The 12,976-nt window shown below is 63.2% G+C and carries 9 protein-coding genes; 1 reads left to right on the forward strand and 8 read right to left on the reverse strand.

Annotated features, from left to right (window positions below):
* Positions 1-31 precede the first annotated feature (31 nt).
* From OO306_RS13350 to OO306_RS13385, 8 genes are all read right to left on the reverse strand, one after another.
* Positions 32-349: a DNA-binding transcriptional regulator gene (locus OO306_RS13350; protein WP_186683146.1), complete on the reverse strand. Its 318-nt coding sequence runs from the start codon at positions 347-349 to the stop codon at positions 32-34.
* Positions 350-656: 307 nt separating this feature from the next.
* A complete protein-coding gene (locus tag OO306_RS13355; protein WP_265968972.1) occupies positions 657-3,086 on the reverse strand; it encodes a TonB-dependent siderophore receptor in 2,430 nt (809 codons plus the stop codon).
* A 78-nt stretch (positions 3,087-3,164) separates the two neighbouring features.
* Entirely contained in the window at positions 3,165-4,133 is a 969-nt protein-coding gene (locus OO306_RS13360) for a FecR domain-containing protein (RefSeq protein WP_265968974.1), read from the reverse strand.
* On the reverse strand, positions 4,126-4,659 hold the full coding sequence (locus OO306_RS13365) for a sigma-70 family RNA polymerase sigma factor (protein WP_027594537.1): 534 nt from the start codon (positions 4,657-4,659) through the stop codon (positions 4,126-4,128). Before OO306_RS13365 ends, OO306_RS13360 begins: the two co-directional genes overlap by 8 nt.
* Before the next feature lie 99 nt (positions 4,660-4,758).
* Positions 4,759-5,718 carry an arsenic resistance protein gene (locus OO306_RS13370; RefSeq protein ID WP_265968977.1) on the reverse strand — a complete coding sequence of 320 codons (960 nt, stop codon included), beginning with the start codon at positions 5,716-5,718 and terminating at the stop codon, positions 4,759-4,761.
* Positions 5,719-5,788: 70 nt separating this feature from the next.
* Positions 5,789-6,379 (reverse strand): hypothetical protein, encoded by a 591-nt coding sequence (locus OO306_RS13375; RefSeq protein WP_265968979.1) that lies wholly within the window; start codon positions 6,377-6,379, stop codon positions 5,789-5,791.
* Between the two features lie 143 nt (positions 6,380-6,522).
* The gene (glyA, locus tag OO306_RS13380; protein WP_027594534.1) at positions 6,523-7,776 is read right to left on the reverse strand and encodes a serine hydroxymethyltransferase; all 1,254 of its coding nucleotides are present in this window, start codon (positions 7,774-7,776) and stop codon (positions 6,523-6,525) included.
* 300 nt (positions 7,777-8,076) lie between these two features.
* Positions 8,077-11,907: a bifunctional diguanylate cyclase/phosphodiesterase gene (locus tag OO306_RS13385; RefSeq protein ID WP_252826642.1), complete on the reverse strand. Its 3,831-nt coding sequence runs from the start codon at positions 11,905-11,907 to the stop codon at positions 8,077-8,079.
* A gap of 270 nt (positions 11,908-12,177) precedes the next feature.
* On the opposite strand from OO306_RS13385, the gene OO306_RS13390 reads away from it, so the two are divergent.
* On the forward strand, positions 12,178-12,591 hold the full coding sequence (locus tag OO306_RS13390) for a hypothetical protein (protein ID WP_265968983.1): 414 nt from the start codon (positions 12,178-12,180) through the stop codon (positions 12,589-12,591).
* The last annotated feature ends 385 nt before the right edge of the window (positions 12,592-12,976 follow it).

The raw sequence follows: 12,976 nt of genomic DNA on the forward strand, positions 1-12,976 counted from the left end.
GTCTGGCCGGCGATAGTGCGCAGAAGTAAAGTTAGTGCGTCGCAAGTTCCTGAGTCAGTTCAGGGTGCTTGAGAATTAAGCGCATCAGGCACAATACCCCGCCTGGAGGCACGAAGCGGCCCTGTTCCCAATCGCGCAAAGTCGCTACGGGTGTGGCAATTCGCTCGGCGAATGAGACCTGAGTTAGTCCGCAGCGCTCGCGAGCTTGGCGAACCAGGATTTGCTCCGGTGTCGTAACGCGTCCAACCCCCTGCTTGGCTTCGTTTAGCGCTTGGCGTAGGTCAGGCAACGGCTCGCCTGCGTCGGCCTCAATGGCTTTTGCAACACTTTCAATATCGATATCACGCATGTCATACCACCTTGCTGATTTCAGCGGGGCTGATGTTGGCACGCTCTGCCTTAGCGTAAATCGTGACCAATACAAATGCTCAAAGGGCGTGTCTGTGAATTGCTGACCGATGCCGTGCGTCGACCAGCCTGCAAGGCTGCCCGACTTCACGTCGCGCTGGTGCAAGCCACTGAATTCGCCACCCTGAACTCATCGAGCGCTGTCTGCGCTTATGAGGATCATTGTGCAGACTTTGCAGCGTGGAGGCTCATCTGCAGATTTTCCAGATGTGTCCAATACGCCTACTGATGGCGAAGCGCGCCGCCTCCTAGAAGCTATACCGCGCAGTCAGTTTCACGTTCCGTGGGTCGCCATAAATGTCATACGGGCTCCACCCACCATTGGCCACGCTGCTGTAGTAGGTGCGGTCGAACAGGTTGTTGACGTTGACCTGCAGGTCCAACTGCTCGCTGGCTTTGTAGCCTGCCACCAACCCCACCACGGTGTAAGAGCCTTGCTGGTTTTCCCATGCTGTAGAACCGGCGCCCCCCGAAGTGCGGATACGGCTCTGTTGGTAGATATCACCACCCACGCGCCAGCGCTGCAGTTCACCGGGCAGGGTGTAGATCGTCGACAGCTTGAACAGCTGGCGCGGTTTGGCGCGGTCGAAGTCTTCGCCTTCGCGGGCTTTGTTGGCGTCGCTGACATATTTGGTCTGGGTGTAGGTGTAGCCGGCAGCCAGTTGCCAATTGTCGGTCAGGGCGCCCTGGATTTCGAGGTCGATGCCTTTGCTGCGCACCAGGCCGGCCGCCTCGTAACAAGCACTGGCGGCGCCTGACCCGCACCCTTTGACGTCGGGCAGCTCTTGGGCGCGGTTCTTCTGGTCGATCTGGAAAACTGCCAGGCTGGCGTTCAGCGCGCCACCAAAGTACTCGCCCTTGATGCCCACTTCGTAGTTTTCGCCCACCACAGGGTCGAGCACTTTACTGTCCAGGCCTTTGCTGGTCTGCGGCTTGAAGATATCGGTGTAGCTGACGTAGACCGAGTGGTTGGTGTCCAGGTCGTAGACCAGGCCGGCATAGCGGGTCAGGTTGCGCGTGATCTTGTAGTTGTTTTCGCTGCTTTCGCTGTCGTCGAATTCGTACCAGTCGAGACGGCCACCCAGAATCAGCGACAGCGGGTCGGTCAAACGCAGGCGGCTGCTGGCATAGGCGCTGTCCTGGGTGGTGGTCTCGGGGAGGCCGTTGGGGCCCGTAACGTAATCCGGCTTGGCATGGCCGCGGGGGTTCCATTCGAAGAGGTTGCTGCCGTCGTCGATGAAATCGCTCCAGGCCTTGCCAGACCGATAATCCAGCTGGCGCTTGCTGACGCCAACGGTCAGGTCATGGGTTTGACCGAGCAACTGGAAGGGGCCGCTGACGGCCAGGTCGTAGCCTTTTTCCTTCTGCTCCATGGCTTCGGTCCAGAGATAGTGGCGGTCGTATTCCCATATCGAGGAGGCCAGCACGTCGGTGTCGGTCTTGGTCTGCATGGCCGCCAGGCGCAGAGTCCAGTCGTTGGCGAAGCCTTGCTCGAGGGTGGCGAAATAGCCGGTGGTGCGGTTGTCGGAATATTCCCAGTCATGGCCGAGGAAGGTGTCGCGTGGTAGCCCGAGGTGGCCGCCGCCACGGGCCATGGGCAAACCGCCCCAAATGTAGTTGGTGTGGTTTTTCTGCCGGTAGGCGCCGAGGGTGAGGGTGGTGCTTTCGCTCAGGTCGGCGTCGACCACGCCGTAGAACAGGTCATGGTCACTCTCCACCGAGTCGCGGAAGCTTTTGGCGTCTTGCTTGGAGACCACGGTACGGGCGCGCAGGGTGCCGGTTTCATTCAATGGGCCGCCGATGTCCAGCGTGCCGGTGTAATCGTCCCAACTGCCGGCACTGCCGATGAGGGTGCCCTGGAATTCATGGGTCGGGCGCTTGCGTACCAGGTTGATGGCACCCCCGGGGTTGCCGGCGCCCTGGGCCAACCCGGTGGCCCCACGCACGATCTCGACGCGGTCGTACATGGCCAGGTTGGCTTCGCCGCTGGGCAGGTAAGTCAGGAAGCTGGTGGGGAAGCCGTCGTACATGATGTTGTCGACGTCAAAACCGCGGGCACTGAAAGAGGGGCGGCCGGCGCCGCCGGAGTTGCTGAGGAAGATACCTGGCGCACTTTTGACCACATCGCTGATGGTGGTCATGGCCTTGTCGTCCATCCGCTTGCGCGTGACCACGCTGACGGCCTGCGGGGTTTCGCGCAGGCTCAAGGGCAGCTTGGTGGCCGTCTGCATCGTGCCGGTGGTGTACGACCCGCTGTTTTCGGTAGTCGCTGCCAAGCCTTGGCCGGTAATGCTGGTAGCGCCCAGTTCCAGGCCAGTGCCCGTGGCCTGTGGTGTCAGCAGGTAGAGGCCATTGCCCTGCGGTGACGCTTGCAGGCCGGTGCCTTGCAGCAGTTGCTGCAAGCCGCCTTCCACATTGGTGGTGGCGTTCAGGCCTGGGCTGCGCAAACCTTCGACCAGGCCTGGTTCGATGGGCAGGGTGATACCGGCTTGGCTGGCGAAATCGGAAAGGGCGCTGCTCAGGTTGCCGGCGGGCACCTGAAAGGTCCGGCCCTGCTGCGCGCTGTGCTCGGCGGCTTGCGACACGGTTGCAGTCAGGCCGCCACCTGTGATGATCAGGCCCAATGCAGCAGCGTGTACTGCCCGCGCCAATGGTTGCATGCCCTGCGTCGTCGCCATGTGTTCGTCCCGCCCTGTAAAAGTGATGTGCTTACGGTAGGGACACGCAACCTGAGCAAAACACGACAATGATTCTTGTTACGTATTCGCGCGCGCCGTGACGGTGACCCAGTAGGGCGTGCGGAAGTGGATGTCCACCGGCAGCGTCTGGCTCAAGGCGCGCAGAATCTGATCGGTGTCGCGCAGTTGGAAGGTGCCGGAGATCAGCAGCCGGGCCACGGCGGGGTCGCAACGCAGCAAGCCAGGCCGATAGCGCCCCAGCTCGCTGATGAAGTCATCCAGGCGCGTCTTTTCGACCCGCAGCACATGGTTGAGCCAGTCGAGGCGCTGCTCGGCCAGCGGCATGGGGGGCTGCACAGCCTGGAGGCTGACCTGGGTTTGCTGGCCGGCCGCCAGGCGCACCAGGCCGTCGTCACCCCGTGCCAGGCGCGGGCGCACTTCGACAGCGCCCTCCAGCGCGGCGAGGAACGTGCTGCCTGGGTACTGACGCACCAGCAAGCGGCTGCCGAGCGGGCTGATGTGCGCTTCGGCGGTATCGACGATAAACGGGCGCCTGGCAGGCTCACGGGGTACTTCGACCAGCATCTCACCGGCGATCAGGCGCACGCGGCGAACGCTGTCGTCGTAGGCGATATCGACCGCGCTGCCGGTGTTCAGGCGTAGCTGCCCGCCATCCGGCAAGGGCACGCTGCGCTGCTCCCCGGTGGCCGTGCGCACGTCCGCCTGCCACTCGCGCCACGGCAGCCCGCGGTAGGCTGCGAGGCCAAGCGGGGCGGTGGCAATCAGCAATGCAAGGGTCTTGAGTGCCTGCCTGCGTTCCAGGCTGCGCGGGCGCTCCAGCGCCGCGCGGGTGGGGTCCCCGCTAAGTTGCTGGGCACGGCTGCTGAAGCGCTCGGCCAGTTGCCAGGCGCGCTCATGGTCAGCGTGCCGCGCCCGCCATTCGGCGCCGGCGGCATGTTCGGCGGCGCCGGCGCTGCTGTTCTGCAAACGCACGAACCAGCTGGCGGCTTCGCGGGCAATGCGCCGGTCGATGGGTGCATTACTCATCGTGCGTACTGGCGAGCACGATGCATTCTTCAAACGCCCGCGCCAGGTGGCGTTGCACGGTACGGACGCTGAGCTTGAGCCGGCTGGCGATCTCTTCTTGGGTATAGCCTTCCAGCTGCGCCATCAGAAACGCCTGTCGGCTTTGGGCGGGCAGGAGGGCGAGTACCTGGTCGATCTCATCGAGGGCTTCGAGCACCAGCGCCTGATGTTCCAGCGACGGTGCCAGCGCTTCTGGCGTTTCCGCCAGCGCGGCCAGGTAGGCGTGCTCCAGCGAGCGGCGGCGATAGAAGTTGAGGGCCAGGCGATTGGCGATTGTGGCCAGATAGGCGCGCGGGGCTGTGTAATTCAGCGCCTCGCCGGTTGCGCTGCTGAGCAGCCGCACGAAGGTATCCTGGGCCAGGTCCGCAGCATCGGCGGCACTGCCCAAGCGCTTGCGCAGCCAGGTCTGCAGCCAGCCGTGGTGGTGGCTGTAGAGCTGATCGATGGCCTGATGCGGGTGATGATTTGCCGATGAGGTGGACTGCACGGGATACGATAGATGTTAATGAGAATTTATCGCATTCTATCAGCATACGTTCGGCCAGGTGCAAGCAAAAGGTTCAGCGTTTGCTGAACCCTCATAGCCTCATCTGTCTCGCACCCATGCGGGCACGACGCGCACATAAATTAACTCGCTCACCAACTCCACCAGCGTTTGGGTAATCACCGCTGCCGCCGCCAACCCGCGCAGGTCTTCCGGCAACGCCAACGCCAACGGCAACACCACCAGCGAGTTGCGCGTCGAAGCGCTGAACGTCACCGACCTCACCTCGGCCACTGGCAAACGCATCAGCCGCGCGGTGGCAAAGCCGATCACCGGCGCCAGCAGCATGAAGCCGAGGTACACCGGGATCACGGGCAGCAAGCGCTCGAAATCGCGCAGCACGGCGGCAATCTGCGAGCCGATCACCACCACCAGCACGCATGCCATCGCCGGCACCGGCATCCACGCCCAGGCGTCGTTCCACTTCGATGCCACGCGGGAGCGGCGGGCGCTGGCGCTGGTCAGCACGGCGAGAATCATCGGCAACACAATCAACAAGGCAAAGGCATCCACGAAGGGCGCGATGGAAATTGCCACGGCGTTGTCGTCACCCAGCATCAACGCCAGGTACACCGGCAGCAGGACCAATTGCACCAACAGCAGCAGCGGCGTGGCGGCGAGGGTCTGGCGTGAGTCGCCTCTGCCGATGTGGGTGAACACCACCACGTAGTCGATGCAGGGGGTTAGCAACACCAGCAGGGCGCCGATCAGGATGGCCGGGTGCGCGACCAAGCCGCGGGTGATGGCCCAGACCAGCAGTGGGATAAGGACGAAGTTGGCCAGTAGCAGTGCACTGATGAAGCGGCGGTTGCCCAGGCCTTGGCGCAGGTCGAGGAAGGGGATCTGCAGGAACATCGCGTACATCAGCACGGCAATGGCGGGGGTGATCAGGGCTTGCAGGTGGTGTGCGGTGTCGGTGGCCAGCAGGCCGAAGGCAAGGGCTGCGAGCACGGCTGCGAAGTAGACCGGGATTTGATGGGTTTCGAGTTGCTCTCTGGTCAAGGCAGGGTCCTGTGCGCGCTCGGGTTTTGAAGCGGCACAGGGTAATACGTGAAGGCCCATGCAGGCGACATCAGGTGTTCAGCCAATCCCCCCCGCGTTGCGTGATCAACAGGCTTAGGGTGCATTGCTGGGCAGCGGCGTAGCACGCCAGAAAGCCGCCCACTGGGTAGAGGTTGTGGATCTCCATGGGGTGGCCGTTGCTGGCGATCATCTGGATTTCTCGCCGGTCATCTTCAAGTTGTGCCAGGTCGAACGGGGCGCCGGTTTGCGCATCGATCAAGGTCCACAGGCTAGGGTCTTGCGCCTTGATGGCCTGAGCGGCCACCAGGCCTTCGGCGGTGGTGAATATGCCTTTACCGAAATGAGGCCCGCTGCGCACATACAGTCGATAACCCGCATCGCTGTAGCGAAAATACAGCAGCATCGCGCACTGATCGTCGCCTTTGTCGAACGGGATCAACCCAAACTCCTGACCGTGCTGCCAATCATCGTCCGTGCCACTGAGCATGCCGAGTGCGTGGGCGCCTTCAATGGCGTACCCCGGCACTTCGTTGGGTGTGACCAGGCTCACGGGCCCTGTGCACAGGCAGTCCAGGCTGTTCACCGGTGATTCGGCGATCTGCAGGGTGGCTGTAAAGGAACGTGTTTTGTTATCTGCCATGGGGTGCCTCCGGTTTGGCGTGGGGGAGGCTGCAGGCTAGGGTGTCTTGCGCAGGGGGCCCATTTGGAACAGGTTCCGCAAAGCGGGCAAGCACAAAAAAGCCCGGCGCAGGGCCGGGCTTTTTCACATCAGGCTGGCGCTAATCAGTTGCCGTAAACCGGCAGCTTCTTGCAGATGGCCTTGACCTTCTCACGCACGGCATCGATCACCGCTTCGTTGTTCAGGTCAGCCAGGATGTCGCAGATCCAGCCGGCCAGTTCCTTGCACTCTGCTTCTTTGAAGCCACGGGTGGTCACGGCTGGGGTGCCGAAACGCAGGCCCGAGGTGACGAACGGGGAACGTGGGTCGTTCGGTACCGAGTTCTTGTTGACGGTGATGAAGGCTTTGCCCAGTGCGGCGTCAGCGTCCTTACCGGAGATTTCCTGCTTGATCAGCGACAGCAGGAACAGGTGGTTTTGGGTGCCGCCGGAAACGACGTCGAAACCACGCTCGATGAACACGCTGGCCATGGCCTGGGCGTTTTTCACCACTTGCTGCTGGTAAGCCTTGAACTCAGGCTGCAGGGCTTCTTTGAAGCAGATCGCCTTGGCCGCGATGACGTGCTCCAGCGGGCCGCCCTGGGCGCCCGGGAAGACAGCGGAGTTCAGCTTCTTCTCGATGTCGGCGTTGGCACGGGCCAGGATCAGGCCGCCACGTGGACCGCGCAGGGTCTTGTGGGTGGTGGTGGTGACCACGTCGGCGAACGGTACAGGGTTCGGGTACACGCCAGCGGCAACCAGGCCAGCAACGTGGGCCATGTCGACGAACAGGTAGGCACCGACCTTGTCGGCAATGGCGCGGAAGCGTGGGAAGTCCAGCACCTGCGAGTAGGCCGAGAAGCCGGCAACGATCATCTTCGGCTTGTGCTCTACAGCCAGGCGCTCGACTTCGTCGTAGTCGATCAGGCCGTTGCCGTCGATGCCGTACTGGATGGCGTTGTACAGCTTGCCCGAAGAGCTGACGCTGGCGCCGTGGGTCAGGTGACCGCCGTGGGCCAGGCTCATGCCCAGGATGGTGTCACCGGCCGACAGCAGGGCCAGGTAAACGGCGGCGTTGGCCTGGGAGCCAGCGTGCGGCTGGACGTTGGCGTAGTCGGCGCCGAACAGCTCTTTGGCGCGGTCGATGGCCAGTTGCTCGACCACGTCGACGTATTCGCAACCACCGTAGTAACGCTTGCCTGGGTAGCCTTCAGCGTACTTGTTGGTCAGAACCGAACCCTGGGCTTCCATGACAGCCGGGCTGGTGTAGTTTTCCGAAGCGATCAGCTCGATATGCTCTTCCTGGCGCAGAGCTTCTTGCTGCATGGCTTCGAAGAGCTCGGCGTCGTACTTGGCAATGGTCAAATCACGGCTGAACATGGCGGTCCTCAAGGATCGGGCTGAATTGGGGGGGCATTCTAACCGATTGCTTCGGGCATGGCATATGAAGTGACGTCAAGTCGCGGACCAAAGGCCTTCATGTTGCATCCCGCGCCCTGTCTGGGCTGGAGTTGACTTCAAGGTCCGTTTTTTGCGGCGCCAATTACAGCGTTGGTGCTGTGCCTGTAGGAGCAGCCTTGTGCTGCGAAGAGGCCGGTAACAGCAGCAAAGATTCAGGGCGCGGTCGCCGGCCTCTTCGCAGCACAAGGCTGCTCCTACAAAAAAGACGACAGTGGTTTGCTACTGGAACATGAACAGCGTCTCGTTGGCGAACTGCGCCTCGAACTGATGCGCCGGCATCGGCCGCCCGAACAGGTAACCCTGCACCTCGTCGCAACCATGTTCACGCAAGAACTCCAGCTGCTCATGGGTTTCCACGCCCTCGGCAATCACCGCCAGGTTCAGGCTGTGGGCCATGGCAATGATCGCCCGGGCAATCTGCGCGTCCTGCTCGCCCTCGGGCAAGCCGTCGACGAAGGTGCGGTCGATCTTCAGCACGTCGATGGGGAACTGCTTGAGGTAGTTGAGCGACGAGTACCCGGTGCCAAAGTCGTCCACCGCAATGCTCAGGCCAAGATTCTTCAGGCTGGCGAGAATCTGCAAGGCCTCATTCACCTCGCGCATCAGGATGCTTTCGGTCAGCTCCAGTTCCAGGCACGCCGGCGGCAGCCCGATGTCTTCAAGGATGGTGGCGATGCGCGTGCCCAGCTGGCCGTCGGAGAACTGCCGCGCCGAGATGTTTACCGATACCTTCGGCACCCGCACTTTGGCTTTGTGCCAGGCCTTGAGTTGGCGGCTGGCCTCACGCAGTACCCAGTCGCCGACATCCACCACCAGGCCCAGCTCTTCGATCACCGGGATGAAGTCGCCCGGCGGCACCAGGCCGCGGGTGGGGTGGCGCCAGCGCAGCAAGGCTTCGGCGCCGGTCAGGCGTTTGCCATCGCCACTGAACTGCGGCTGGTAGTAGAGGATGAACTCGTTCTGCTCCATGGCATGGCGCAGGTCGCTTTCCAGCTCCAGGCGCTCCAGGGCACTGGCGTTCATCTCGGCCTGGTAGAACTGGAAGTTGTTCTTGCCGCGCTCCTTGGCGTGGTACATCGCGGTGTCGGCGTTTTTCATCAACTGGCTCAGTTCGCTGCCATCCTGCGGGCTGAGGGCGATGCCGATACTGGCCGTGACGAAAAACTCGCGGTTCTCCAGCACGAAGGGCCGTACCAGGCTGGCGAGGATGTTCTCGGCCACATGGATGGCGCGGTTCAGCGCCATCTCGCGGGTCGCACGCGGTTGCAGCAGCAAGGTGAATTCGTCGCCGCCCATGCGTGCCACGGTGTCGTCGTCATCCACGCAGGCCAGCAGGCGCAGGGCCATGTCTTTGAGCATGCGATCGCCTGCGGCATGGCCGAGGGAGTCGTTGATCGGCTTGAAACGGTCCAGGTCGAGGAACATCAACACCACCCACGCCTTTTGCCGTTCGGCCTGTTGCAGGGCCGTGTGCAGGCGGTCCTGGAACAGCGTGCGGTTGGGCAGGTGGGTGAGGGCGTCGTAGTAGGCCAGGCGGTGGATGCGCTGTTCGCTGGCCTTGCGCTCGCTGATGTCGGTGAAGAAGCACACGTAGCTTGCCAGGTCGCCTTCGTCGTCCAGCACTGCCGTGATGCCGACCCAGGCCGGGTAGTGGTCGCCGTCGCGGCGCTTTAGCCACACTTCGCCTTCCCAGCTGCCGCGCTGGTGCAACTGCTTGACCACGTAACGCAGGTGGCCTTCCTGCTGTTGCTCGACGGTGAGCATGCCAGGCAGCTGGTCGAGCACGTCGCTGACGGCATAGCCGCTGACCCGGCTGAACGCTTCGTTGGCCTGGACGATGTAGCCGGCCGGGTCGGTGATGAGGATGGCCGAGGTCGAGTGCTCGAATACCGTGGCGGCCATGCGCAGGTCTTTTTCGGCGCGGCGTTGCTGGCTGATGTCGCGGCCAACCCCAAGCACGCCTTCGAAGCGCTCCTGGTCGTCCCACACCAATACCAGGCGCAGCTCGATCGGGATCTTGCGGCCATCGGCGCGCAGGCAGTCGAACAGGAACAGTTGGGTGGGCAACTGGCCACGCAACTGGGCCAGTTGCTCGCCGTCGCCCATGGCATTGCTGACGCGCTCCATCAGGCTGTAGATGCCGGTCAGCTGGGCCGGGTTGGCGATGATCGATTGCCAGCCGTTGTCGAAAATCCACTCAGCCTGATAACCCAGTACCGCTTTGACCGAGGGGCTGACGTAGTTGAGCTGCAGTTGGCTGTCGGTGGAGAAAATCACGTCGCTGATGCTTTCGGCCAGCATGCGGTAGCGCTGTTCGCTGTCGCGCAGCGACTGGCTGGCCTCGATCTGTACGGTAACGTCCTTGCCCACGCCGATGATGCGCATCACCTGGCCGTCGTGGTCGCGGGTCAGCACCTGTTCGCGAATGTCGTAGCAGCGCCAGCCACCGTCGTGGTGACGGAAGCGCAATTGGCAGTGCAGTGGCTGGCTGTGGCCGGTGGCTCGTTGATGCTGGCGCAGGGCCTGGAAGTGCGTGGCGTCTTCGGGGTGCAGCAGCAACTCCCAGAAGCGGTCGCCCATCTGTGCCAGCTCGGTGCGGTCGTAGCCCAGGGTTTGGCCGAGGTGGCGGTTGCTGAAGATCATGCGCTGGCTCGGCACGTCCTGCACGTAGAGCTGGTCGGGCACGGTACGCACCACGTCCGACCAGAAACTCTCGCGTTCGAGCAGGGACAGCTCCACTTGTTTGCGGCTGGTGATGTCGCTGATGCTGAGGATCACCGCCTGGTAGTCGCGGCGTTGCAGCGGCAGGCGGGCCATCAGCCACAGGTGCAGTTCGCCGCCCAGCGGTGCGGGCAGGCGCACTTCCAGTTCCAGCAGCGAGCGCTGTTCGATCAGTGCATCGATCAGTTGCATGCCGATGCTGTCGCGGCCATCGCCGCTGCCGTCGATCAGCCGCTGCCAGGCACCTTCGTGGCATTCGACGTTGAGCAACTGGCGCGCCACCTGGTTGATCTCGGTGATCTTCAACTCCTGCAACAGCGAGCGGCGCAGGTTAGGGTCCAGGGCCAGGCTGTGCTTGAGCGCAGCATGGTTGCGCAGGTGGTAGCGGTCGAGCTGGCCGGGCAGGCTGGAAAGGTCGAGCACGCACAAGGCAACACCGGTGCCTTCGAAAATTTCCTGATAGCGCCGGCGGTCTTCCTGCAGCGCGCGCTGGCGGCGGCGCATGTTGATCAACGCCAGCACTGGCAGCAGTGCACAGAACAGCACCAGCAGGCACTTGCCGATCAGTGCCGGCAGCAGCTTCTGCTGGGCCCGCTGGGCGTCGAACAGGCCGCGCAGTTGCCAGGTACTGTTGTCGATGAACGCCAGCATCACGCTCTGCAGTGGTGCCGGGCTGGTCTGCGCGATGGCGTGGCGGTCCAGCACCGCGCCGTTGCGGCTGTTTTCCAGCAGCCACAAGGGGTGGCCTGGGCTGTCCAGGTGCACGGTGAGGGTGCGGTAATAGGCGTCGGACAAGCGCAGCAGCCAGTAGCCGCGGTCCTGCTCGGTGGACTGGCGCAGCAACAGGTAAATGGTGCGGTTGTCCGCCGAGTTGGCAAAGAAATACGGGCGACCCTGGTTCAGCGTCAGCAGCTCGCCAATCAATTGGCGGTCAGGGCTGCCGGCCAGGCTGTCGGCGCGGACCTGCCCGCTGGTGTCTAGCCAGGCCAGCTCACGCAGGGCGGGCAGGCGAGTGCGCAGGGTGTCGAGCAGGCTGGGCAGGGCTGCCGGCGTCGGCGCATTGACGTAGGGCTGCACCACATTCACGGCCTGCTGGGCCTTCAACGCCATGTTCAGGCTGAGGTGGTCGGCAAGCTCCGCGGTGGCCTCCAGGCTTTGCTTGCGCAGGTCGGCTTGGGTGTGGCGGAACTGGGCGAACAGTTGCCACAGCAACAGGCCCAGCAGAATCAGGGCCAACAGGGCCAGCGCACCCTTGATCGACCCGCGCAGGGAAGCGACGGGGGCCATTGGTGCGGGACGCAGCGACGACGGTTGAGAGAGATTGGTCAAGCGTTGGTCCTGCGATTGGGCTGGCGATGGCAGGGATTGATCATGCACGGTTGGTGCCGGTGTCTGGTTGCCAGACCGCGGTGGCGCACTATAAGGCCGGACACCCTAAACGGGCTAGCATGCCTAGGATTATGGCAAAGTGCCAGTCCCCTTGTCCGGTGATGGTCGCCCTGCCGACGGTCGTGGTGGCGCCCTGTGGTTCGGCAAGCCCCTGCAACCTGTGCGAGAATGCCGCCCGCTTCAATGACAACGCTTCGGAGATGTTCGGTTTTGGTTACTCACTTTTCCTCCAATGGCCTCGATTCCGCCTGTGGGCGCAGCAGTCAGACCCTTGTCAGCACTGCCGTGACCGCGGACGTATCTTGCAAGTCGTGCCAGCGTTCGCTGGTCAAACCGGAGGCGGCCGCCGCCTCGAAAAGCAAGGCCCCGTCGCTGGCCGAACTGCGCAAGACCGCCAAGGCGGCAGCAGCACCGGTAGCCGTGGCAGCACCGGCAGTGACCGCGGTCGCGGCCAAGCCTGCGGCCAAGGTCGTTAGCGTGTCTGCGGCGCAGCCGGCCAAGGCCGTTGAGCAGCCTGCTCGCAGTGGCGGGTTCAGCGTCAAGTCTGCCTGGGCCGCGCGCCTGGCCGAGCAGGGCGACCGTTGCCGGTTGCCGCGGGGCAAGGTCAAGCAGCGTCACGTCTGAGCTTTTCAAGGTCAGTTCTGGCCACTTCGCGGGGCAAGCCCGCTCCCACAGGTACTGTGCAAGCTTTGGGGTTTGTGATGTACCTGGGGCAGCGGGCACCGTGCAAGCTTTGGGGTTTGTGCTGTCCCTGGGGCAGCGGGTACTGCGCAAACTTTGGGGTTTGTGATGTTCCTGGGGCAGCGGGTACTGCGCAAACTTTGGGGTTTGTACTGTTCCTGTGGGAGCGGGCTTGCCCCGCGAAGAGGCCAGCACAGGCGTAAGCATTTCTTCCCCGTAACCCCACCATCCGACCCTCCTATGCAACGCCGCGCGTTGGCGTAGAATGGTCGACTTTGTTCAATGACACCCCGTAAACACATCCCCCTGGCCCACTGCCGGGGCGTTG

This window comes from Pseudomonas sp. DCB_AW (genome assembly GCF_026240895.1).
GTDB lineage: Bacteria > Pseudomonadota > Gammaproteobacteria > Pseudomonadales > Pseudomonadaceae > Aquipseudomonas > Aquipseudomonas kermanshahensis.